This window comes from Leptospira langatensis (genome assembly GCF_004770615.1).
GTDB classification, from domain to species: Bacteria; Spirochaetota; Leptospiria; order Leptospirales; family Leptospiraceae; genus Leptospira_B; species Leptospira_B langatensis.
Genome location: NZ_RQER01000010.1, coordinates 223,141 through 247,288, shown reverse-complemented (window position 1 = coordinate 247,288; position 24,148 = coordinate 223,141). Strand labels below are relative to the sequence as shown.

General features: G+C 45.1%; 24 protein-coding genes. 10 read left to right on the top strand and 14 right to left on the bottom strand.

The window, feature by feature from the left end:
• Positions 1-5: 5 nt before the first annotated feature.
• Genes nuoK through EHO57_RS15405 form a run of 9 tightly spaced genes read right to left on the bottom strand, consistent with a single transcriptional unit; the run spans position 6 to position 6,453 of the window.
• Entirely contained in the window at positions 6-341 is a 336-nt protein-coding gene (gene nuoK / locus EHO57_RS15445) for an NADH-quinone oxidoreductase subunit NuoK (protein ID WP_135645836.1), read from the bottom strand.
• Positions 338-952 (bottom strand): NADH-quinone oxidoreductase subunit J family protein, encoded by a 615-nt coding sequence (locus EHO57_RS15440; protein ID WP_135645837.1) that lies wholly within the window; start codon positions 950-952, stop codon positions 338-340. The genes nuoK and EHO57_RS15440 overlap by 4 nt, the downstream gene beginning before the upstream one ends.
• Positions 946-2,004: an NADH-quinone oxidoreductase subunit NuoH gene (nuoH, locus tag EHO57_RS15435; protein WP_135645838.1), complete on the bottom strand. Its 1,059-nt coding sequence runs from the start codon at positions 2,002-2,004 to the stop codon at positions 946-948. Before nuoH ends, EHO57_RS15440 begins: the two co-directional genes overlap by 7 nt.
• 3 nt (positions 2,005-2,007) lie before the next feature.
• The gene (gene nuoF, locus EHO57_RS15430; protein WP_135645839.1) at positions 2,008-3,291 is read right to left on the bottom strand and encodes an NADH-quinone oxidoreductase subunit NuoF; all 1,284 of its coding nucleotides are present in this window, start codon (positions 3,289-3,291) and stop codon (positions 2,008-2,010) included.
• Between the two features lie 10 nt (positions 3,292-3,301).
• Positions 3,302-3,781: an NADH-quinone oxidoreductase subunit NuoE family protein gene (locus EHO57_RS15425; protein ID WP_135645840.1), complete on the bottom strand. Its 480-nt coding sequence runs from the start codon at positions 3,779-3,781 to the stop codon at positions 3,302-3,304.
• Complete coding sequence (locus tag EHO57_RS15420) at positions 3,781-4,995, bottom strand: NADH-quinone oxidoreductase subunit D (protein WP_135645841.1); 1,215 nt, start codon at positions 4,993-4,995, stop codon at positions 3,781-3,783. The genes EHO57_RS15425 and EHO57_RS15420 overlap by 1 nt, the downstream gene beginning before the upstream one ends.
• A 5-nt stretch (positions 4,996-5,000) precedes the next feature.
• The gene (locus EHO57_RS15415; protein ID WP_135645842.1) at positions 5,001-5,528 is read right to left on the bottom strand and encodes an NADH-quinone oxidoreductase subunit C; all 528 of its coding nucleotides are present in this window, start codon (positions 5,526-5,528) and stop codon (positions 5,001-5,003) included.
• Complete coding sequence (locus tag EHO57_RS15410) at positions 5,525-6,085, bottom strand: NADH-quinone oxidoreductase subunit B (protein ID WP_135645843.1); 561 nt, start codon at positions 6,083-6,085, stop codon at positions 5,525-5,527. The genes EHO57_RS15415 and EHO57_RS15410 overlap by 4 nt, the downstream gene beginning before the upstream one ends.
• Positions 6,076-6,453, bottom strand: a complete 378-nt coding sequence (locus EHO57_RS15405; protein WP_135645844.1) for an NADH-quinone oxidoreductase subunit A — start codon at positions 6,451-6,453, stop codon at positions 6,076-6,078. The genes EHO57_RS15410 and EHO57_RS15405 overlap by 10 nt, the downstream gene beginning before the upstream one ends.
• 602 nt (positions 6,454-7,055) lie before the next feature.
• Here EHO57_RS15405 and EHO57_RS15400 point away from each other — a divergent pair.
• Entirely contained in the window at positions 7,056-7,520 is a 465-nt protein-coding gene (locus EHO57_RS15400) for a MaoC family dehydratase (RefSeq protein ID WP_135645845.1), read from the top strand.
• Between the two features lie 23 nt (positions 7,521-7,543).
• Positions 7,544-7,969 (top strand): MarR family winged helix-turn-helix transcriptional regulator, encoded by a 426-nt coding sequence (locus EHO57_RS15395; RefSeq protein WP_135645846.1) that lies wholly within the window; start codon positions 7,544-7,546, stop codon positions 7,967-7,969.
• A 6-nt stretch (positions 7,970-7,975) separates the two neighbouring features.
• Here EHO57_RS15395 and EHO57_RS15390 read toward each other — a convergent pair whose 3' ends face one another.
• Positions 7,976-9,691 carry an HsdM family class I SAM-dependent methyltransferase gene (locus EHO57_RS15390; protein ID WP_135645847.1) on the bottom strand — a complete coding sequence of 572 codons (1,716 nt, stop codon included), beginning with the start codon at positions 9,689-9,691 and terminating at the stop codon, positions 7,976-7,978.
• A 140-nt stretch (positions 9,692-9,831) separates the two neighbouring features.
• Positions 9,832-10,803, bottom strand: coding sequence for an ankyrin repeat domain-containing protein (locus EHO57_RS15385; RefSeq protein ID WP_135698426.1), 972 nt, complete (start codon positions 10,801-10,803; stop codon positions 9,832-9,834).
• A 222-nt stretch (positions 10,804-11,025) separates the two neighbouring features.
• Here EHO57_RS15385 and EHO57_RS15380 point away from each other — a divergent pair, with 222 nt between their 5' ends.
• The 6 genes from EHO57_RS15380 (at position 11,026) to ileS (ending at position 19,406) form a co-directional block, all read left to right on the top strand.
• Positions 11,026-12,516, top strand: a complete 1,491-nt coding sequence (locus EHO57_RS15380) for an amidase (RefSeq protein WP_135645849.1) — start codon at positions 11,026-11,028, stop codon at positions 12,514-12,516.
• Between the two features lie 86 nt (positions 12,517-12,602).
• Positions 12,603-13,082: a flavin reductase family protein gene (locus EHO57_RS15375; protein WP_135645850.1), complete on the top strand. Its 480-nt coding sequence runs from the start codon at positions 12,603-12,605 to the stop codon at positions 13,080-13,082.
• 305 nt (positions 13,083-13,387) lie between these two features.
• Entirely contained in the window at positions 13,388-13,657 is a 270-nt protein-coding gene (locus tag EHO57_RS15370; protein WP_135645851.1) for an LA_3696 family protein, read from the top strand.
• A 134-nt stretch (positions 13,658-13,791) separates the two neighbouring features.
• Positions 13,792-16,023 (top strand): phosphoribosylformylglycinamidine synthase subunit PurL, encoded by a 2,232-nt coding sequence (gene purL / locus EHO57_RS15365; RefSeq protein WP_135645852.1) that lies wholly within the window; start codon positions 13,792-13,794, stop codon positions 16,021-16,023.
• Complete coding sequence (locus EHO57_RS15360; RefSeq protein ID WP_135645853.1) at positions 16,023-16,661, top strand: leucine-rich repeat domain-containing protein; 639 nt, start codon at positions 16,023-16,025, stop codon at positions 16,659-16,661. Before purL ends, EHO57_RS15360 begins: the two co-directional genes overlap by 1 nt.
• 6 nt (positions 16,662-16,667) lie before the next feature.
• Complete coding sequence (gene ileS, locus EHO57_RS15355) at positions 16,668-19,406, top strand: isoleucine--tRNA ligase (protein WP_135645854.1); 2,739 nt, start codon at positions 16,668-16,670, stop codon at positions 19,404-19,406.
• 20 nt (positions 19,407-19,426) lie between these two features.
• Here ileS and EHO57_RS15350 read toward each other — a convergent pair whose 3' ends face one another.
• From EHO57_RS15350 to EHO57_RS15340, 3 genes are all read right to left on the bottom strand, one after another.
• Positions 19,427-20,125 (bottom strand): Imm19 family immunity protein, encoded by a 699-nt coding sequence (locus EHO57_RS15350; RefSeq protein ID WP_135645855.1) that lies wholly within the window; start codon positions 20,123-20,125, stop codon positions 19,427-19,429.
• A gap of 157 nt (positions 20,126-20,282) precedes the next feature.
• Complete coding sequence (locus EHO57_RS15345; protein ID WP_135645856.1) at positions 20,283-21,029, bottom strand: LA_1326/LA_4305 family lipoprotein; 747 nt, start codon at positions 21,027-21,029, stop codon at positions 20,283-20,285.
• A gap of 58 nt (positions 21,030-21,087) precedes the next feature.
• Complete coding sequence (locus EHO57_RS15340) at positions 21,088-21,450, bottom strand: STAS domain-containing protein (protein WP_135645857.1); 363 nt, start codon at positions 21,448-21,450, stop codon at positions 21,088-21,090.
• 113 nt (positions 21,451-21,563) lie between these two features.
• Between EHO57_RS15340 and EHO57_RS15335 the strand changes: the two genes are divergently transcribed.
• Positions 21,564-23,384, top strand: a complete 1,821-nt coding sequence (locus tag EHO57_RS15335) for a hypothetical protein (RefSeq protein ID WP_135645858.1) — start codon at positions 21,564-21,566, stop codon at positions 23,382-23,384.
• A 20-nt stretch (positions 23,385-23,404) separates the two neighbouring features.
• Positions 23,405-24,121 carry an amidohydrolase gene (locus EHO57_RS15330; protein WP_135645859.1) on the top strand — a complete coding sequence of 239 codons (717 nt, stop codon included), beginning with the start codon at positions 23,405-23,407 and terminating at the stop codon, positions 24,119-24,121.
• Positions 24,122-24,148 lie beyond the last annotated feature (27 nt).

The window sequence follows — 24,148 nt, the reverse complement described above, 5'->3', positions numbered from 1 at the left end:
CTAGATTACCATTTCATTAAGTTCATTTCGTCCACGAAACTGGTCTTCTTCTTTCTATGAATCGCGACTACCAGTGCTAAACCGATCGCAGCTTCTGCGGCGGCGATCGCCATTACGAAGAATACGGCCACTTCTCCTTGCACTTGTTGCAAGGACTTGGAAAAGACCACAAAGACCAGATTCACGGAATTCAACATGAGCTCTATGCACATAAAGATCACTACCGCGCTTCTTCTAAAAAGAACTCCGGCCACTCCGATCGAGAAGACAATGCAAGCGAGAATGAGCAAGTATTCGACGGGAATACCGGCGATCATCGGTTTTAGAACTCCAGGATTCATACGTCTCCTTCTCCGGATTTTTTACCTAAATTCTTCTTTCCTAATATAACTGCGCCGAGTACGGCCGCGAGCAATAGGATGGATACGATCTCAAAGGGAAGAAGATAGTCCAAGAACATAGAAGTTCCCACAACCGCAGTATTCCCTTCCGCAAATACAGGTTTCTTGCCTTCCTCACCCGCTTGAGTAAGAGGATACTCATAGGTACCCGAACTGGAATAACCTTTAGGAGAAAGATCCGTGTTCGGAATTCCTTCTCTTACCGCGTTAACCAACACCACTCCTAAAAGAACCACCACCACTAAGACCAACACTTTCTTGAAAGGATGGTTCCAAAGCTTAGTGATCCCTTCTTCATGCAAGGAAAGAAGCATTAGAACGAATACAACGAGCACCATAATAGCACCCGCATATACGAGCACTTGCATGGTAGCCACAAAAATGGAACCGATCACGGCATAGATCCCGGCTAACGCAAAAAAAGTAAGCACAAGAAGGATAGCGGAGCTGATCGGATTCGGATGGAATACTACTCCCAGAGCGCCTGCGATCAGCACTCCTCCAAAAATAAAGAAGAGAAGAAGCTGAGGATTATCGAATACTCCTACCATTTCCAGAAACCATCCAATCCTACGTATAGGCTCGCGATCACGATATTGGCAACCGCCCAAGGGATCATTTTCTTCCAACCGATGGTCATCAATTGGTCGTAGCGGAATCTAGGCAGAGTCCATCTTACCCACATGAATAAGAATGCGAAGAAAAGAACCTTTACCATAAACAGTCCGAGACCGGCCCAAGCCTGCCATGCGGAGCCTGCCAACCAACCGAAAGGAAGATGATATCCTCCGAAAAATAGCAGGGTCACCACACAACTCATAGTGATCATATTCATGTATTCCGCAATGAAGAAGAGTGCGAATTTAAAGGCTCCGTATTCCGTGTGAAATCCTACAACCAACTCGGATTCTGCTTCCGCTAAGTCGAAAGGCAAGCGATTCGTCTCTGCGAACATGGCGACTACAAACACACAGAATGCGATAAACCCCGGAAGTTTGAATATATTCCAAAGTCCGATCTGTGCATCGTTGATATCCGTGAGCTTCAAAGAACCTGTCAGGATCACGATAGCCGCAACGGACATTCCCAAAGGAAGCTCATAGCTGATCATCTGAGCCGTAGAGCGGATCCCACCGATCAAAGAATATTTATTATTACTGGACCAACCCGCAAGAATGATCCCATATACGGAAAGACTAGAGATCGCAAATAGGAACAGGATCCCAGTATCCGGATTTGCGATCTGAAGATCCAAAGTAGAAAAACCGATCTCTTTCGAAAGCCATTCCGGTAAAACGATGGAACCTCCTAAAGGAACCACTGCCCAGGCCATGATCGCACAGGTCATGGAGATCCCGGGAGCGATCAAATACATGATCTTATTCACATTCTTAGGAAAGATCTCTTCCTTTGTAAGGAATTTGATCCCGTCTGCAAGAGGCTGCAACAAACCGAAAGGACCCGCACGGTTCGGGCCTTTTCTATCCTGGATATAACCGGCTACTTTACGTTCTGCTAATGTATAGTAGGCGCAAGCAGTGATAAAAACGAAGAAGAATAGAACACTCTTGAGAAGCCAGAGTAGAACCAAATGCCAATCCATTCTTTAAACCCCGGTTGCCGCAGGCTGAGCGGCCTTGTCTTTCAATCTTGCCTCGAACTCATGCTTGAACTTCAGGATCGTAGGACGGACCGCGCCCACGCAAGCGTCCGAAAGAGGACAGATCGTAGTCCCTCCTTCCATATTCCTGGATAAGGAAAGGATCAGCTCTAGATCAGCGCTAGTACCTTCTCCCTCTCTGATCTTATGAAGAAGGTCTCGTACCCAATGAGTCCCTTCTCTGCAAGGAGTGCATTGTCCGCAGGACTCGTGAGCATAGAATCTAGCAAAACGATAGGTGGTCTCTACAAGATCCGTTCCTTCTCCGATCACGATCACCGCACCGGAGCCAAGCATGGTCTTATGAGCCGCCATGGATTCGAAGTCCATATTCGCAGTTTTACATTCTTCTGCAGTTAGGATAGGAACAGAAGAACCGCCAGGGATAACAGCCTTCAAAGGCATATCATCCAACATTCCACCGCAAAGATCGTTGATCAGATCCATGAGAGGAGTTCCCAGAGGGATCTCGTACACTCCTGGACGTTTCACATGGCCAGAAACGGAGAACAGACGGGTTCCAGGGGATTTCTCCGTTCCGATCTTGGAATACCAATCTGCCCCCTTATCGATGATATGAGGAACTGTAGAAAAAGTTTCCACGTTATTCACCACGGTAGGACAACGGTAGAGACCGGAAACCGCAGGAAAAGGAGGCTTTAATCTTGGATGGCCCCTACGGCCTTCCAAAGAATTGATGAGTGCTGTTTCTTCTCCGCAGATATAAGCGCCTGCTCCGGCATATAAGACCAGATCAAAGTCGAATCCGCTACCCAGGATATTCTTTCCCAGATATCCTTTTGCATAGGCCTCGTCGATTGCCTTCTGCATGGAATCGATTCCCTTATTGAATTCTCCACGAATGTAAAAGAAGCCTTTGTTCGCACCGATCGCCTTGGCGCCGATGACCATTCCCTCAATGATCTGGTGGGGAAGGTTCTCGATCAGTTTACGATCTTTGAATGTACCAGGCTCTCCCTCGTCCGCATTGCAGATGAGATATTTCGGTTTAGGGATATCCTTCGGAATAAAGGACCATTTCAGACCGGTAGGAAAGCCTGCGCCTCCCCTGCCTCTGAGCCCGGATTTCTTGACCACATCCACGATCTCTTCGGGAGCCATTTGCAAGGCTTTCTTCATCCCGTCGTATCCGTGAACGGATTCATAGAATTCCAATTCGTTCGAGCGAGGATCGTCTATATATTTGGTGAGGATTTTCATTTCGGCCATCGTATTCCTCCTAATTCAGATCCTTCAGGATTTGATCCATCTTTTCAAACGTTAGATTTTCATAATATGCGTCGTTGATCTGTACCATGGGAGCGTATCCGCAGGCTCCCAAGCATTCCACTTCTTCCAAAGTGAATTTTTTATCCGGAGTAGTCTCACCCAGTTCTATCCCGAGCTTAGAGCAGAGATGCTTTTCGATCTTATCATTCCCTCTCATATAGCAACTAGAAGTGCCGCAGATCTGGATATGGAACTTGCCCACCGGCTTCTTATTATAGAGAGTATAGAAGGTGGCTACCCCGTATACTTGTGCGAGAGAAATAGGAGAGCCTATCTTTTCAGCCAGAGCCTCCATTCCTTCTCTGTCCACGTATCCCAATTCTCTTTGGAGAAGGTACAGTCCGGGAAGAATGACACTTCTCTTATCAGGGAACATTTCTAGGAGTTTGTTTAAACGAGATTCGGATTCGGGAGAAAAACGATACGACATCAGCAATCCAGCTCCCCTGCGATCACATTCATGGAGCTCATGGTAGCGACCGTATCCGCGAGAAGAGAACCCTTTACTAATTCAGGAAAGGACTGATAAAACCAGAAACAAGGCCTGCGCACATGCACTCTCCAAGGAGACTTTTCTCCTTCGGAAACGATGTAGAAACCAAGCTCTCCATTGGCAGCCTCGGTAGCCATATAGTACTCGCCAGGAGGGACCTTGATCCCGTGCATGATCAATTTGAAATGGTAGATCAACTCTTCCATATTATGATACACTTTTGATTTCTCAGGCAGATAGATATGAGGGATGTCCGCATGATGAGCGCCTGTTGGAAGTCCGTTGATCAACTGCTCTACGATCCGTAGAGACTGTCTCATCTCTTCCATACGAACTAGAGTCCTGTGAAGAACGGAACCGTCCTCGCCCACAGGAACATCGAAGTCCACCTTGTCGTAGAACATATACGGATCGTCCTTGCGAATATCCCAAGGAACTCCAGCGGCCCTCAGGTTCGGACCGGAATAACCGTAAGCGATCGCATCTTCCGCAGAGATACCGCCGATCCCATCAGTGCGATCCATGAAGATCCGATTGTTTACGAGAAGATCCTGGAACTCCTCGATCGCAGGACGAAGTCCTTTGATAATGGTCTTCACATCCTTCTCGAATTCCGGATAAATATCTTTTTCCAAACCGCCTACACGGCAAAAGGTAGTGGTCAACCTGGCGCCCGTGAGCTTTTCCAGAACTTGGTAGATATTCTCTCTATGATGGAATAAGTGCAACATCCCGGAGAATGCGCCAAGATCCACACCCAGAATCCCGTTACAAATAATATGATCCATGGTACGAGAAAGTTCGGACACGATCATTCTCACATAGGTCACCTTGTCCGGGACTTCAATGCCAAGCATCTTCTCTACTGCAAGGATCCAACCTATATTGTTCAAAGGAGTGGATACGTAATTCATCCTGTCGGTACAGACCAGGAACTGATTATAAGTATAACGTTCGCCTAATTTCTCAAAGCTGCGATGCACATAACCGATCACAGACTCTGCATCTACGACTCTCTCTCCATCCAGCTGGATCACATTCTGCAGGATCCCATGGGTAGAAGGGTGAGAGGGACCCAGGTTCACAAGCAGATGGCCTTCCGGCAATTTTCTCTGCTTGAGGCTGAAATGCTCGGCCGTTTTTTCGTACATAGCCGTCATAATTGGTCCTCCATATCCTCTTTCAAATGGATGGTGAGAAGGTCCTCTACCAGATAATCCTGGCCGAAACCTTCTAAAGGATAATCTTTTCGTAATGGATGCCCTTGGAAATTATCCGGCATAATGAGTCGATCCATTCGAGGATGACCCGTGAAACGGATCCCGAAAAGATCGTATACTTCCCTTTCCGGCCAGTTTGCACCTTTAAAAATACCGAGTATGCTCGGAACTTCCTCTCCATCCTCCAACCCTACTCTGAATTGTACTCTTGTGGAGGATTTGTTTCCGGAGCGGAGAAGATAACATACCTCGAAGCGAGGAGACTTCTTGCCCAACCAATCGATAGCGGTAAGATCGTTCAGATAATTCAGTTCGATATCGGGAGCCGTTTTCAAAGCGGAGAGGACCGGAACGATCCCCTCCGGTTTCAGGAAGAAAATAGGAAGATTGGAATGGAGCTCTTCTTCCTTGGAGATAAAATGAGGAAACTTGTCTTTTAGGAAACTCTGGACTGTTTCTTTCATCTGACGACCAGGGGTTTGTTTCTTTCGTTCATTTCCCGGATCTTATCCATGACTTCTTGCCTTCTGGCTTCCAAGCCTTGCGTTTTTACTTTTTCTTGCAGTTTGACTACAGCATCTAATAGCGCTTCCGGCCTTGGAGGACAACCTGGAACATATAGATCCACAGGAAGGATCCTGTCGATCCCCTGCAAAACGGAGTATGCGTGGAACATTCCCCCGGAAGAAGCGCAAGCTCCGTAGCTGATCACAAATTTAGGCTCCGAGAGCTGATCGTAGATCTCTCTCAGAACGGGCGCCATCTTGTAAGTGATGGTCCCTAAAACCAGGATCATGTCCGCCTGTCTGGGAGAAAAAGAAGGTCTCTCCGCTCCGAATCTTGCGATATCATAGTCCGCACAAGAAGTACTCATGTATTCTATTCCGCAACATGCGGTCGCAAACGGATAAGGCCAGAGAGAAAAACTCCTGCCCCAGTTGATGACAGAGTCTACACTCGCAATTTGAAAGGAATCTCCGTAGGAGGTCCCCGGCTGGCTGAGTTGCTCGTTCAATCCCATTCCAAAGCTCCTTTCTTCCGAATATAATATAATCCCACGATCAGGGTGAATAAGAATACGAACATCTCGATCAGAAGGAAACTCCCGAGTCCCGCTTCCTTAAATGATCTCAAATTCACTGCGTATGGGAAAAGAAAAATGGCTTCGATATCGAAAAGTATGAAAAGCACCGCAACCAAGTAGAACTTTATATTAAAAAGTCCCTTGGCATCCCCGTAATACGGCACTCCGCATTCGAAGGTATCATGGGGTTTGGATCTTTTTTTAGGATTTAGGAGAAAGGCAAGACCGAGTATGAGAGCGGAGAAACCTACTCCCAGTAGGAATTGGATCAGAAGGGGGCCTAGATGCTCTGGCGAACTTCCCATATCTGACTTCTATCGAAACCCGCACAGGCGACTATGTCAATCTAAAATCCCAAACGCTGCCCTTTTACGCGAGAGGAAGACCGGATTCTATTATTTTTGATTTTGGATTTTTTCCCGGATCTAGAAACTTTTCTCTTTTTCGAAATTCGGAAACCAGAAGAAGCAAAAAGCCGCTTCGCTCTTCAAACTGAGAATGCCTTTCAACAACGTTTTTAAAAAAGGGAATGAACATATACTAAAAACAGAACGAACGTTCTAAACTCTTGCGATATCGTTCGCTTGTGTGTATAACGTATGTTACCTTTTCATAAAGTACCATTCACTTCCTCTTTTCTTTTTTTACTTTTCAGGAAAAACAAACTAAGGACTTTATATTTTCGTAAAATAAAACGAGCAAGTTGTGGATTGTTCGTATGTATTACTAATTAATATAAAAGCGAAAAAGTCAGGATATGATTTAAGAAGTATCCGAAATCGAATTAATTTTACCGGTAAACAGAACAGTCGTTCTACTTTTTGCCAAAAAGTTGGTGACAAAACTATTTAACCGGTTACTCTAAAACCATACAGAAATCCGGCCCATCCGGAAGGGAAGAATCATAATGCCTAAACTAGTTATCTCCAGTTTTGCAGAACTACAAGCCTATGAAGGGAAAGTGTTGGGAGTTTCCGAACCTCACGAGATCACTCAGGCCCAGATCGATAAATTTGCAGATGCCACTTTGGATCATCAATGGATCCACACCGATCCTGCCAGAGCAGCCAAGGAATCCCCTTTCGGGACTACAATTGCCCACGGATATTTGACACTCTCTATGGCTCCTTATCTGCTCAGTCAGATCTTGGAACTAAAGAATATCAAGATGGGGATCAATTATGGAATGGAAAAGCTCCGTTTCTTGGATCCTGTCAAGGTAGGCTCGAAACTCCAATTAAAAGCGGAGTTGGTTGAACTCAAGGATCTAAAGGGTACCGCAAGAATGACCCTAAAATTGAGTTTCGAGGTAGTGGGTGCTCCTAAGGCTGCGGCAGTAGGAGAAGTTATCTATTTGTACCAATTCGCTTAATCGGCAAGTGAAAGTGGGTAACAATGAATCCTCGTACAATTATATATCTTATTTCCAGAATTAGAGATGAATTTCACAGAAGACTGAACTCCGAGTTAAAAGATAAGGGCCTGGGCCAGCTCACCACTACCCATGCAGATATTCTTTTTGCTCTGGCAATGTCCAAAAAGGTCCCTATGCAGGAGATCGCGAGAATGATAGATCGCGACAAATCCACTTTGACGGCCTTAGTGGACAAGCTTCAGGACCTAGGTTATGTGGAAAGAGTGAAAGACGGACAAGACCAAAGGATCGTAAACCTTCAGCTCACCCGCAAGGCTTACTCCATACGCCCGGTGATGTTAGGTATTTCCAGATCTTTATTAGCGGGTCTATACAAGGGATTTTCCGAACCGGAAAAGAAGGACCTAGTCCGACTCTTGGATAAACTTTATAAAAACTTAAAGTAACTCTACTCAGATCCCGAGGAAGAATTCCTGCTCTATCTTTTTTAGAGTGGCCTCTTCTTCGGGATTTTTAATCCTCTTTTCCCCTTTTTGCCTTCTACCTGGAGTCCAAGGTCGGATCATCGTTCTATAGTTCTGTAGTAATTTCTCTATCTTATCTTTTTCGGACTCTTTTAGTTTTCTGAAATCAGGTACGATCAAGGAATTCAGATCTCCGGGTTCCACCTTTCTGAGTCCTTGCGCATATTCTCTAGTTCTGGACTCCAATTCCTTTCTGACATGAGGAGTGATCAGATAGGCAAATAGGAATTCCTCAAAATGGGAATACTCCGGTTTAGAGGAAAATCCGTGAAAACATGTAAGGTGCACTGCGGGACTTTGATTGAATACGAATCTGACCTCTTGTCTATGAAAGGAAGTAGCCAAGATCTTGCAGGGTCGTCGATTTTCCTGAGAGTGCCATGGCTTTCTTTTAGAAGGAAGGAAACGAGTAGGAACTCCTCTCTTAACTCCTTCTTCCAGATAGAGATTGATCCCTCTCGATTGCTCTCCCTTAGGTACTTCCTTAGCATCCAGAAGCCAAACTTTCGCTCCCTGGGATTTCAGAATGTCCCAATCGTCACCCGTGAAAAATGGAGAAAGTGCATACTGAGCCTTAGGAATGGAAGATCTGAGAAAAGAATGAGGGATGGAAAGATTAGCTACGTCCTTTTCAGAAAGAAGGAAGTAACGATTGTCCCCAGTCGCGATTCCCCTTCTGAAACTTCCAAACTCTTTGATGGGGACCCAACCGGGACGCTCTCCTTTAGACATAGTCACATAATTATTGTTAGGTGAATTTTTATCATCATTTTTTATATTTTCAGGTTCGTCTGTACTTTCTTGCAGAAGTCTCGTCCATTTGGTTTCGGCACCGAGTCGGATTTTCTTCCACTTCAGATCTATTAGACGGATACTTTCTCTGTCCTTAAAGGAAGCGTCCGTCCTTGACCAAAGAAATCCTTCTTCCTGTTGGACCGAATTTTCAAGAAACAGTATACAAGAAGAAGTTACTGCGCCAGAGAATAAAGACCAGGAAGAATCTAGGATCAGTATACGACGCAATAGTCCAGAATCGGTGATGGCTTTTTTGATCGGAACGCCATACCCTGCATTTAAGAATTCGAACGGAACTAACACAGAAGCTCTTCCGCCAGGACTTAAGAGTTTTAGTATACGAAGTAAAAAGAATACATACAGATTTGCGGTCCCAGGAATCTCTGCTTGGATCTGCTCTTCGAATCCTTCTATAAATTTCTTTCCTAATTTAGAATGACTTAAACGAAGATACGGAGGATTGCACAAGATCGCGTCAAAAAGTTCTTTCGGTTCTGCTTGCAGAAAATCCTCTCTATGCAGAAAGAGATCCTCTGAAGAGATCCCGGAGGCTTGTAGATTTTTTGAACATTCTTCGTAGAGTTCGGGATCGATCTCCCACCCGAAGAATTGCGAACGCAAGTCAGGAAATAGGCGATGAAATTCCTCAAAGAAGATCCCCTTGCCCGTGCCGGGATCCAAGACTTTGATATTGCATTTGTCAAAGAATCCTTCCCTCTCGGAAACCCAATCTAGCATAGGTCTCACCAGAGATTTGGGCGTGAAGAATTGACCTAAAGCTTTGCCTTTAGATTTTAAACCCGAATCTTCGGAAGGAAATTTTAATCTATCCGGAAATGAAAACCGCATTAACGCTATTTTCGCCTATATAGCGTTAATATGACGACCTATCTCCGTGACAACCTTACAACTGTTAAAGGAAATAAGAAAAAAGTCGAGATAATGGAAAATTAGGTTAGTATACAATAACTGTATACTAAAGCTTTAAGTCACTGAGGTTTAGCGGAAAGTTTTTCTGTCAAAACTCGCTCTAATTCATCAAGATGAAATTCTTTTGCCAGATCTAAGGCCGTCTTACCCTGATTATCCGTTAAAGAAGTATCCGCTCCTAGTTGAAGAAGCTTCAAGGCAACGGAAGTATTCTTTCTCTGAGCAGCTTCCATGAGAGGAGTTCTTCCTTCGGCATCTCTATGGTTGATATTCGTGCCTGCTTTTACGAGAACATCTAAGATCTTTAGGTCCATTTGAGCAGTTTCAGTCGCGAAATGAAGTGCGTTTCTTGCGCCCACTTGCTTTATCCCGACGGGAGTGGCAACATCCTTGAGGCGACTTGTAAATACTGCCTTGGAACCGTTCGCTAACAAAAATTCTGTGATCGGAAGACTAGGAGGAGAAGAGGCCCCGCCCACTGCGAGAAAAAGAGGATATTCTTCGATCCCACCAGGATCGTGATTCGGATTGGCTCCATTCTCTACCAAAAATTTTACCAGTGAAAGACTTTGGTGCCGGATGGCCATGTTCAAAAGAGAAACCGGATGAGCATCCTCTCCCTTTCTTGCCATGTACTCTACAAGAGCTCCGGACTCGATCAAACGTTTTGCCTCGGCCAGATCGTCCATGTCCGGGATCTTGACCTTTAAGATCGGGATCAATCTGTAGAATAATACCGAATTTCCATCCGCATCTTGCGCGTTAATATTCGCTCCGTGCTTGATCAAAAATTCTACTACATCCTCCCCTTCGGCGAGCATAAGAGCAGTACGACCATCGTCGTCTTTGGCGTCGATGCCTGCCCCTTGAGTGAGTAGTGTTTCTACTTTCTTTAAGTCGCCTTCCTTAACGGAGGATAGGAACTGACGATCTATCTCAGTGGTGGCAGAAAGAACGGAAAGGCTCAAACTGAAAATCAGAGCCAGCCCGGCTTTCCAGCCGAGTTTGTTTTTTTGTATATAGGAATTCATCCGAACGCACCAATAAGGCCCATATTGATTTTACCCTGGATTCTATAAATGAAAATTCCCCCAGCCAAGGGATTATCCTTGACCCAGGCGGCTCCAGGTTTATGCCTCTGTCCCTTAGAGTCATTCAAACAGAGAATAGTTCCCATTATACGGGAATTCGGCTGAAACATAAGGCCTTCGACCCTGTCCTAAACTCTATCAGACTCAACTCCGGCGGTAATTATGACCCCTTTAAAACATTCATTCGATTCCTATGATACGATCGGCCTCTCCGAACTAGTACGAAAGAAGAAGGTCCAGCCCAGGGAATTATTAGATTTTTCTGAAGCGAAGATCAATAGGTTCAATCCCGATCTGAACGCAGTTATTCTAAAAACCTTGGACCAAGCAAGAGAACAATTACGTGCTAACAAGATCCCCAAAGGTCCGTTCTATGGGGTCCCTCTTTTACTTAAGAATTTGTTACACGAGGTAGAAGGACAGAAGATCACCTCCGGTTCCAAAGCCTTACTCAATTACGTGGCCGCAAAAGATAGTGAATTCGTTTCCAGATTGAGAAAGGCGGGATTTCTTTTCATAGGTACCACGAATGTTCCGGAATTTGCTTTGATGGGAATTACCGAGCCAAAGGTATATGGTCCGACTCGAAATCCTTGGGATCCGGAAAGAACTCCGGGAGGATCCAGCGGGGGTTCTGCGGCTGCAGTCGCTTCGGGAATGAGCACCATCGCAACCGCTTCCGACGGAGGAGGATCCATCCGAATTCCAGCAGCGTACTGCGGATTATTCGGATTAAAACCGAGTCGCGGTATTGTTCCAGTCCATCCTCTCGGAAGAGTTTGGCAAGGTGCGTATGTGGATCATGTTCTTACAAAAACTGTCCGGGATAGTGCTGCGATCTTTGATCTAGTCTCCGGCACAAGCATCTCCGAAGCTTTCCATTTGGAAAAACAAAAAGGCACCTATCTTTCGGAAACAAAGAAATCCCCCGGAAAATTAAAGATCGCTTATTCGTTTACTTCGCCGATCGGGACTCCGGTAAACCAGGATCACATCGACGCGTTACACGACACAGTGAAGCTTTTGAAATCTCTCGGGCATAAATTAGAAGAAGCCTCTCCGAACATAGACGGAAAGAGACTAGCCAAGTCCTATGTAACTATGTATTTCGGGGAAGTTGCCTCCGAGATCCCTCGCTTAGAGAAAGTGCTAGGAAGAAAAGTGAAGATGAGCGATCTAGAATCTACGACATGGATCTTAGGACTTCTCGGAAGAGCTATAAGCGCAGGCGAATTCGTATCCGCGATCCGGTATTGGGACGAAGCCGCTTACATCGCTGAGGATTTTCTAGGATCTTATGATCTCTACTTAACGCCTACGACTGCGGAGCCTCCTGCGAAAATAGGCGAGCTCGCTCCCAAACTATATGAAGAAATTGCAATGCAGATCATCGGCAGAATAGGCGCGGGAAAACTACTCTTGGCGACAGGAATGGTGGACCAGATCGTAGAAAAAAATCTGGCCAGAACTCCTTTCACCCAACTGGCAAATCTAACCGGACAACCGTCCATGTCTGTTCCTCTTTCCAGAACGAAACTAGGCCTACCGATCGGGATGATGTTCACCGCAAAGAGAAGCAGAGAGGACATTCTATTCCGTCTGGCAGGACAATTGGAGAAGGAAAAACCCTGGGCGGATATCTCCAAAGCTTAAAGTAAACTTTAAGAAGGATTTGTAAAATCCGGAAAATTCCTCCAATTCCTCTTTACAAATCCTGTCCTGGAATCTATCTACTTCTTATGTCTTTGAGCCCAGACGAATTTAAGAACGCACTCTCTCATTTTGCTTCCGGTGTTACCGTTGTGACTTATTCCGATACCAGCAGATCCGGTGGTCTGACTGTGAGTAGCTTTAGCTCTCTTTCCCTGGATCCTCCTCTGGTAGTATTCAATCTTCAAAAAAATATTTCTAGTCACGATCCACTTCTCGCCTCGGGACAATTCACGATCAATATTCTCTCTGGCGAACAACAGGACCTCTCGAACCAATTTGCTTCCGGAAAAATAGACAAACATGAGCTGATCCAAAAGTTAAGCTGCGATCTAGGGCATAATGGTGTTCCTTTTCTAAAAGGGAATCTATCCAGAATAGAATGCCAATTGGAAAAGCAAGTAGACGGAGGAGACCATACCATTGTGATCGGAAGGGTAATGTATGCAAGCTCGGACGATTCCAAAAGACCTCTTCTGTATTATAGAAGAAACTATTACAATATTTGAATATAATCAGGAAGAGGATCCATTTCAAGATCGAAATGGACTTCTTCCTATAGATAGATATCCTCTGCTCGTTCATTCTTTCCCGAAAATCCGATCCTATCCGCTCTGAACTCTCTCAACAAAAGAGCGATTCCAAGAAAACACAATTTCTCTACGAAAAATTTTTGGAATAAATATTCCGCGAAATTCCAATTCACTTTAGAATAAAATATTTTTCTAAAATAGAAAAATAGACAAAAAAATTCGAGCACTTCACAGAAAACAATACCAGAATTACTTGAAAACAATTGGAAAGGAGGATCAGAATGGGATTAGAAATATTACCGAGACCATCCAAAAAACTCAGAGCCACACTCGGCCAGGAGGCTACGGAGAATCTCGAAGAATACGTTCAAAAAATGACGAGGTTTGAAAACAAGACTATGACAGAATTGCTGTTCGAAAAATTCGAACGACGGATATTAGAGGAAGTGGGAAAAGTCAGAAAGGAAATCCATAGCCAGACCAAATGGGTTCTGGCAGCCATTTTCGGAGCAGTTCCTTTCTATATGGCCATTTACAAGTTATTCGGTTGAACCATTGCCAGGCTGATCCATCTGAAAATACATATTTTCTAGTCGATCAAGCCTGGCGAATCCCTGATCAGAAGCGCTCTCTTCTCCCTAAAATAGTTTTCAGGGGGGCCTAAGCAGGAAAAACTGGTCCCGTAATGGAAAAAGAATCCGTTTCCCTCCAAGATGCACTCGAACACGGACTTACGTCAGAAGAATTTACCAAGATCCAGGAAATTCTAGGCCGGGTTCCGAACTCTACCGAACTCGGGATCTTCTCCGCAATGTGGTCGGAACATTGCTCGTACAAGAATTCTATTCTTCAGTTAAAAACACTTCCTACAAAATCGGACAAACTACTCGCCCAAGCAGGCGAAGAGAACGCAGGGGCCATGGATATCGGCCAAGGCCTCGCAGTAGTATTCAAGATAGAAAGCCATAACCATCCAACCGCAGTGGAACCGTACCAAGGTGCCGCAACCGGAGTGGGCGGGATCATGAGAGATATCTTTACCATGGGAGCAAGACCGATCGTCTCCTTGAACTCTCTTCGTTTCGGGAACCCGGATGAGCCTCGCAATAAATACTTATTATCCAGAGCAGTAAAAGGGATCGGGGACTATGGCAATTCCTTAGGGATCGCAGTCTCGGGCGGAGAACTATTCATAGACGAATGCTTCTCTAAGAATCCCCTAGTGAATGCAATGACTGTAGGGATCGTGCAGCATGACCAGATGGCAAGCGCGACTACCGGAGGAAAGATCGGTAACGCAGTCTTTATCGTAGGATCCACCACAGGAAGAGACGGAATACACGGAGCTTCCTTTGCGTCCAAGGATCTCACGAAAGAATCCGAATCCAAACGTTCTGCCGTACAAGTTGGCGACCCTTTCATGGAAAAATTACTGATGGAAGCTTCTTTGGAAGCCATCCAAAAGAAACTCTTGGTCGGGATCCAAGACATGGGAGCGGCAGGAATTTCCTGTGCTACTTCCGAGATGAGCGCGAAAGGAAAGACTGGGATGAAGATCGATCTAGACCTTGTTCCCTTCCGCGAGACCGGAATGAACGCTTATGAAGCGATGCTCTCCGAAAGCCAAGAAAGAATGCTAGTCATTCCCCAAAAAGGAAAAGAAGAAGAGCTCGTTTCTATATTCAAAAAATGGAATCTAAACGCGGTCCAGATCGGAGAGGTCACAGACACCGGTCTCCTAGAAGTTTATAAAGATGGGAACTTGAAAGCAAAGATCCCTGCAGAGTGCCTCGTTCTTGGAGGAGGAGCTCCTCGTTATGTTCGAGACACCAAACGTCCCGAATATCTGGACAAGGTAGCAAATTGGAATTCAGACTCTTCTTCCGATCTGGAAGAAGGAAAACTAGGGCCTACCCTTCTCAAACTATTGAGTTCTTGGAATATTTCCTCTCGTAAGCCGATCATAGAGCAATATGATACCGAAGTAGGCTTGGTTAAGCTCATAGGGCCGGGAGCCGACGGAGGCCTATCCGCCATCCCGAATACGAACATGGCTTTGGCTACCGCAACCGATTGCAATTCCAGATTTACTTATTTGGATCCGTATAAAGGCGCAGCATATGCGGTATGCGAGGCGGCCAGGAATGTGGCAGTCACAGGAGCGGAACCTTTAGGCGTCACAAATAACCTGAACTTTGCGAATCCGTATATTCCGGAAAACTATTATATGTTTTCCGAATGTGTTAGAGGGATGGGAGACGCTTGCAGGTATCTGGGACTTCCGGTAACCGGAGGAAATGTTTCCTTCTATAACGAATCTCCTGAGGGACCGATCTTTCCTACTCCTACGATAGGAATGGTGGGGATCTTGGAGAATAAAAACGAAGTAGTCTGGGCTGCTCCTAAGAAAGCGGGACTGAAAGTCGCACTGATCGGAAAGTTCCGTCCTAGTCTGGGAGGGAGCGAGTTCCAAAAGATCTTTTTAGGAACAGTACAAGGAGAGATCCCTCCGTTGGAACTCTCCGACGAAAAATCCCTTTTAGAAACATTGGTCGCTCTCAGAAAGAAAGGAGAACTTTCCTTCGCGAAAGATCTGTCCTTAGGTGGGATCGCTCTTGCCCTGGCAAAATTAGTACTTCTTTCCGGTTTCGGGATCAAGGCCAGCCTGGAGGCGATCCGCCAATCCAGAAAGGACCTAACTCTTTTTGGAGAAAGCTCCGCCAGTGTACTCATCGGCTATGAGTCTAAGTATGAAGAAGGCATTCGCAATTTCGTTCAATCCAAAGGATTAGAATTCCATTCTATCGGAAGCGTAGAAGAAACTCCGGAACTCTCCATCCAAGAATACGGGATCCGATTGAGCGAATCTCAATTGAGAGAGCCTTACGAATCCGGACTCAGGGAAGTTTTCAAATAATGTTCAGTAAAAAGCAGTTATTTCCTCTTCTTATCCTTCTCTATGTTTTTTCTGCTGACTGCAGAAGATCTCCACAAGAGATCCTAGCGACTGCCGCAGAGAATCCTACTATCATAGACAAGTTGGATCTTGGTCTCGGGCAGATGGGCCAGGTTCCTCCGGTGCTTTTCACCTTCCCCAATCTTAAATGGCTGGACCTGAGGATGAACGAGCTCACCTCTCTTCCGGAAAATACCGGAGATTGGAGTAATTTAGAATATTTGAATATTTATGGGAACGATATCGATAAGCTTCCCGCTTCCTTTCAGAAGCTCCCTAAATTGAAATTTTTCTTTGCGGGGAATAACGACTTCGAGAGCATTCCCCTTCAATTGACTGGCACTCAAGTGGAAGCTGTCTATTTGGATTCGAATAAGATCTCCTGGAATGAAGCGGATGTAGAAACCGTTCTCCAGATCAAAAACTTGGAAGTCTTGGATTTGGCTCGTAATCGCAAGATCGTATCCATGCCTAAGAACCTAAGCTCTCTGGCAAATCATCCCAAACTCAGAATGATCATCCTCAAGGAAACAGGATTGAAACCCTCTCAAGTAGAGGCGGCAAGACAAGTCCTGCCCCAAGTGAAGTTAGAATTTTAATCAGATATGAAAGAAGAAGATAAGAAGAACCCGTACTCGAATACAGTCATCCTCCCTCAAACCGATTTTCCGATGAAGGCCGGCCTCTCCACCAGAGAACCGGAACAGATCAAGACTTGGCATTCGGAAAAGATCCTTCGCAAGATGAAGGAGAAGAGAAAAGGTCGTCCTGAATTTCTTCTTCATGACGGGCCTCCTTATGCCAACGGTAATTTTCATACAGGCCACGCACTCAACAAGATCCTAAAGGATCTTGTGGTGAAATCTAAATTCTTCGCCGGATATTATACGGATATGATCCCAGGCTGGGACTGCCACGGTCTTCCTATCGAAGTACAAGTTCTCAAGAATTTGGGAAAGAAGGCCAGAGAAACCGGCCCTGAAGAATTAAGAAAACTTTGCAGAGAATACGCGGAGCAATACGTACAAAAACAGAGCGGAGACCTTTCCCGCTTCCTTTGCTTCTGGGAAGAAGGAAGGATCTACAAGACTATGAGCCCGGATTTCGAGGCCAAGATCGTAGAAGTCTTCGGAAGTCTATTCGAAAAAGGTTATGTATACAGAGGAAAGAAACCGGTTTACTGGTGTATCGAACTCGCGACCGCTCACGCAGAAGCAGAGATAGAATATTATCCCCATAAATCCCCTTCCATCTATGTGAAATTCCCGGTCAAAGGACAGGAAGGCAAATACTGTCTGATCTGGACGACCACTCCTTGGACTCTTCCTGCGAATTTGGCGATCAGCTTTAATCCTAAATTCTCATATTCCTATTACAAGGCGTCTAACGGAGATCTTTTACTGATCGCAGACGGATTGAAAGAGGCAGTAGAAAAAGCGGCAGGGATCCAATTGACCAAGGCGGAATCCGTTTCTACAAGCGACATCTCCAAACTGGTTTTCCGTCATCCATTCTTGGATCGGGATTCTATTCCTCTATTCGGGGAGCATGTGACCCTGGACGCAGGAACTGGCTCGGTCCATACTGCACCCGGCCATGGACAGGACGACTATAAGGTAGGACTCGCTGCAGGACTAGAACCATATTCTCCTGTGGACGATTATGGTAGATATACCGACGAATTCCCTATGATGAAAGGGATCAAGGTCTGGGACGCAAATCCGAAGATCATCGAGCTACTAAAAGAGAAAGATCTCTTAGTCCACCATTCTGAATTCGAACATAGCTATCCTCATAGCTGGAGAAGCAAGAAGCCTCTTATCTTCCGTGCGACCCCGCAATGGTTTTTTCAAATTGATTACCAGGGTCTAAGAGAGAAGTCCCTAGAGGCAATCGACAAGGTAAGCTGGATCCCGAACTGGGGGATTTCCAGGATCCGTTCCATGGTGGAGACTAGACCGGACTGGTGTCTTTCTCGTCAAAGGAACTGGGGAGTTCCTATTCCCGCATTTTCTTGCGAGTCCTGCAGCGAGACCCATCTAGATGCAAAATCCGTAAAGTTCTTCACCGATCTAGTGAGAGAAAAAGGGATCGAGATCTGGTACAGCGAACCTGCTGAGTCCCTACTTCCTCCGGAAACTACTTGTTCCAAATGCGGATCTTCTTCTTTTAGAAAGGGAAGGGATATTTTGGATGTTTGGTTCGACTCAGGCGTTTCGAATTTTGCTGTCTTACAAGAAAGAGCTTCCGAGCCACCTGCAGATCTTTACTTAGAAGGTTCCGATCAGCATAGGGGTTGGTTCCAATCCAGCCTCTGGCCCTCGATGGCTCTGCGTTCCCTTCCTCCATATAAAGCTGTTTTGACCCACGGCTACGTTTTGGACGAGCAAGGAAGAGCCATGTCCAAATCTCTAGGCAACGGCATCGATCCGACCACTGATATCATCAATGTGTATGGTGCGGATATCCTTAGACTCTGGGTAAGCTCCCAGGATTTCCGAGACGATGTTCGTGTAGGAAAAGAAGGAATGAAGATCATCGCGGACAATTATCGCAAGATCAGGAACACATTCCGTTATCTTTTAGGAAATCTTTCCGGCCATACTCCCGAACAGAACGTTGCTATTTCCGAATTGGAAGAAGTGGACAAATACTATCTGTCCAGGCTCGCGCATCTTGCCGAGGAATTAAAGACTCATTATGAGAACTATCAGTTTCACCAAGTATATCAGAAACTTCTACTATTCTGTACTGTAACCCTTTCTCAGGATTATTTTGAAATGATCCGGGACAGAATGTACTGTGATCGCAGGGATTCCAAGACAAGAAGATCTTCTTCCACTGCCCTGCAGAAGATCCTGGAAACGCTTTGTATTTATTCCGCTCCTATCCTAAGCTTCACTTCGGAAGAAGTCTGGAAAGAGAACGGTAAAAACGAATCCGTCTTCTTGGAAGAATTCCCCGATCTTTCTACTTATAGAAATAAGGATCTAGAAACCAAATTCGAAGAAGCACTCGCTGCGCGAGAAACCGTACATAAGAGCCTGGAGCTTGCAAGACAGGCCGGCAAACTAGGAAAATCCTTAGAAGCGGCGGTCGAGCTTTCTCCTAAGTCGGAGAATGGGCTCAAGAAAGACTTCTCACTGGATTCTTTAGAGTTAGTCTTTACTGTTTCTCAAGTAGGATTCGATAAATCGGATCGGGAACTTCTCTCCGAATATTCCGACGAGAAATTCTTTGTTCGGGTTGTAAAACCTAAAGACGAAGAATGCCCTCGCTGTTGGAGACATCCTGCGGAAGAAAGGAAGAACGGTCTTTGCAAACGCTGCGCGGAAGCGGTCTAAGCAATTTCCGGATACGACTTCTATATTTCGGCGGTGGATAATAGTTTGTTAAATTGAATTATATTTAATCTATTATCGTTCCTTAAATTTCGAAAGCTATTTGCGTGATTGCAGACGACGCCGACCCCATCAATTTCCGAAAACGCATTCTCAATTTGCAAACCTATCATAATAGTATCTATAAGATTAAAAACTTCTGCATTTGATGCTATTGCAGGAAACATCCTAATCTTTTCCTGTAAGACTTTCTTAACTTCGGCAGAATCGTCTTCACTTGAAAGACCAACCATTGGCAATAGTAGCCAAAACAATATACCCTCGTCGATTGCACCCTCGGTCAATCCAACAAGCTCGTTCCAGGTCAAGCCGTACAACATCCAATGAGGACCGGTGCTACCAATCTCAAAATTGTTAATAAAATACAACGTATCTCCTGGATGAAATTCGATCTTAAGGTTTATCGATTTTTTAATTCGCATTTCAACGAAATTAGGATCGTCCAAATACCCATCGTGTTCTTCGATAACTCCTTCATGATAACCGGTAAAATTGTTGATCCAATCCATTTTAGAATCCAAGTCGATTCCATAAATCGCTCCAATAATTTCGCCGATGGTTAAGTTAAGAGATTTATTATATGCATTCGGAAATGAAGTGCTAAAATAATAGCACCAAAATACGTTATTGTCGTACTTAAAGTCTAATGCGTTATATCTCATCGAATAGTCCGATCACAAAATAAAATAGCGAAAAAGCCCTGTGCTTCGTTTCTATTAGACTTTCGACTATAAGATCGTATAAAGTTCCACCAACTTTCCATTTAGAGGGAATCGGGCAAACCGGCCTCACATAGGAATCGGGCCTTAACGAGGCATCTTAAGGACGATCGTTCTCGTCTGTAAGTTTGAGAGGCTGGTATTGTTTGCGAGGGAGAAACTTGTATTTGCCAGGATTCTTTTGATCGAATAGGACCCATCTGCGCAACGGGATACCGTCCACCGCTCCGAAGTCTACCGTCTCTCCATCCGCAATCTCCGTTCCGTCAGAAGTATGAGCAAGCTTGATCTGGTCTACTTTGGTCCAACGATTGAAGTCCAGACCCACATCCTTATCCACCAATTCCCTTTTGATGCGCCCGAACAGTATATTCAATCTTCCGTCCGCGGCCCAGAGAATGCAGCTAGTCAACTCGTCAAAAGAAATAACAGACTGAGTATCATCGTATTTACTTACGATCAAAAGCAACTTGTCCTTGGGAAGACTCTTCAATGCAAACGGAAGGTCCCGAGCCAAGAGATCCAATTCATGATCCGAAAAAACATAGTCCGCAAAATATCCAATAGTAGATCGTCTGGAGTATCTCAAATTCCCGAAATAATCCTTGATCCTAGCCGAATCGATCGTTATAGGATGGTCCAAAGATTTCACTTTTGTAATGGATTCGAAATCGGGAAGATCGGAAATATCGATCGTAAAGAACCCCATACTCTCCGAACGAAAGACCTTATCTCGGAAATAATAAGGAGAACATCCTGAAAAACTAACATACGTTAGAAGAATTAAGAAAACGTGGAGTATTTTTCCCGAATATTCGGAGATCTTGCTTGGGAGTGAAAAATTCATTACAGGGCTGCCGGTTAGAGTCTTCTGTTTGTTGGAACTTTTTCGAAGAGCTTCCGGTTCATTCCGAGGTCAGAAATTCCCTAAAGTCGGGATATTTCTCCAGAAATTCTTCGATCGTGTACAGATTTACAATTCTATCCAGCCCGGAAAGCCTAAAAACGGAATGCAAAGACTTATTTAAGCCGAATATGTTTACTGTGCCACGATGGTCCCTGATCTGATTTCTTACTTTAATAATAATTCCGATCCCGGACGAATCTATGAATTTTACGAGGCCAAGATGGAAGCTCACCACCGAAGGATAACCTCCCTTGATGCTTTCCTCAAATTCTAGGTAAAAGTCCCTGGAATTATCCATTAAGATATCTTCCTGTACCGAGAGTACGAGGTGATTTTCTCGGGAGAGACTTTTCAGAATCATGGGAAAATAACAGGCCCAGGATTTGGGAGTATGTCAAGAAATAAGTATCTTTGTTGATTTATTTCGGCGGAAAGGCAGGATACTATTAGAGCCGTTTTCCAGGTATCCAATCCATGTCCGAATTCGATAAAACCAAAAAGAGCATTGGGGTCAATAACCTAGACGACAAAGCCCGTCGAGAGATGTTCGACAAGTTCCAATCCGCAGGAGGCAAGGTAGTCTCCGATAAGGATAAAAAAAGGGACGAAGCAATTCGCAAACAGAGGGAGCAACCTCAGATCCGTCAAGGACAGAGAAGTCAGGCAGGCGGAAAGGATCCAAGACAATCTTCTTCCGGAAAATCGGCAAGGCCTGCAGTAAAACAAGCTCCACCAAAACCGAATCCTCTCTTGGACAGAAAAGCGATGGAAGCGGAAATGGGAAATTTCTTCAACCGCATGGCGGTCCGCTTCAAGTGTTGGGTGTCTAGAGTAACGTCTTTTTCTTCCAGCGACCTATTGCCTAGCTTTCTATCCGAGATGAATATCGCAGGAAAGAAAGCTATCCTGGAAATGAACTTCGTCGGGAACGACCTTTTAGGAAATCCTGCCTATGCTGCCAAGATCGCAAAGGAATTGGACGCTCAAAACCCTCTCTATATCGAACTTCTGGGACGTATGCACAAGATTTACGATAACGTGGAATTGAACCAGCTCCTAGAGACGCATAACGCTGCTCCCGATATGCCTGTTTCCATCAGCAGAGTGAGACAACCTCTCTATTCTCTATTCAAAAAACTTTATTATATGTATCCTTTCCAAGGATCCTATGTGAAAGCGGTTAGCTTAGGCTACCAGGCTCTGGAAAAACTGGAAGGCAAACCTTCTTCCGTTTATAATACGAAACGCAAACGTGCCATGCAGGAATTTGACGTTCTTTACGGAAACATTTTCGATAAGCTCTATCTTGCCATACTCAGAAGCGAGGATAGGAATATTCCCCTTCTCAGCACCTATATGGAAACCGTTTTGGGCATTCTTCCGGAAGAAAAGCTTGGCCAAAGAAAACAGGGAGAAGAGTTAGACGAAATCTCCGGCGGAGCCCATGTAGACGAAGAAGAAACGGAAGAAGCTCCGGAAGAAAAACCGATCGATCCGGAAGAGGGTTTAAGCAAGGAGCTGAAATACGGCTTAAAACTTATGAGATCCATTCCTTTGGATCAATTAAGAAAACGTCATGACGCAAAGGGAGAGCATGAACTCATCCCTTCCGGTGACAAGGCGCTTCTGACCTGGCTATTCTTTAGGGAATTTGACGAAGAATACTCCTTCGTGATGACCACCAAGAAGATCGACCTGAAGCCGACCATTGTTGCCGGTTCCAAAATGGATTATCGGGAAAAGATGATCGATCTCTACGAGACCACTCGAGCGATCCACGAGCAATTCCGTATCTATGACCAGTATTACAAGGAATTGGAAAGCCATCTTAAAAATCCGGGAGCAAATTATATAGAGGCTTCCAAAAAGACCTCCGCCCTGGAGACGAAAAGAAGCCAACAGTCGCGTAACGTAAGAGTGACGGCAAAAGATTTCCTTCAGAAAGGCGCGGAGCTTCTTTCCAAACTTATCGCAGATATGAAGGGCAAAAGAGAGATCGTCACGAATATGGACACTTTGATGACTTTCGATCTTGTAGAAGCCAAAAAGAGGTTGAATAAGAAACCGATCAAGCAATGTATTATGGAATCTTATTGTTTCGCTCTTGCCCTCGCAGAACGTCTCGAGAACGGAGATCTATTCGGCGGAGTGCCGGAACTTTCTCCCGAAGAGATGGAGAAGGAATTCGGCATTAAAGTGCAGAGTAATGTTCCGGAAGGAGAAATCCTGGAACCGAATCCTGAAGGCGAAACAGACGATAATTTCGGTGTGGACCCGTCCATACTTTCAGATTAAATCACATTCGCAGGTAAAGAGTGTCCTCTGTAAAAATTACCCTTTTCCAAAAGGATCTTTCCCAACCCGTCTCTCCGGAACAAAGATCGAAACTATCCAAAGAGAAATCCGATTTTTTAATTCTACCCTTGTATTTTCCGGGAGGGGGGAACGGTTCTCCAGAATCTCTCTCTTCTAGATCCAAGTCCTTCTTGGATGAGATCTTCGCAGTCTCGGAAGTCTACAAAGGCGCCATCTTAGGTGGAGCCATGTTCAGAAGGGACGAAGAAGGAAACCTGCGCCTTTCCGTTCCGATTGTGCAAAACGTTGTGCTCGTAGATTGGTATGATGTAAAATCACTTTCTTCAGAAGATTCTCCCGCAGTTCCAGGCAACGGAGAAGATTCGTTGATCCTAGGCGGATTTCGCTTCGGTATATTTGCCGGAAAGGAGATCAAAGACGAGGCAAGGTTAGACAGACTCAAATCGGATCGGGTCAATCTTGCCTTTCATTTGGATGCAGTCTCCGAAAACGGTTCGAACTATTCCCAAGATCTGAAAGACTATGCGGATCTTTCCTTGAAATATGGGATCTTTCTTGTTCGATCCTCCGGTTACGGAACGCCATTCGGCAAAAAGAGGATTGGTCGAAGCCTTCTTTCTACTCCTACCGGTGTCACATGGAAAGTGGCAGAGACAGAGCAGGAAAAAGAGATCATTAAGACCGTCAACATCAACGGGATCAACGGTCTATTTTAGAATTCTAAGAAAGATCTTTTTTTCCTT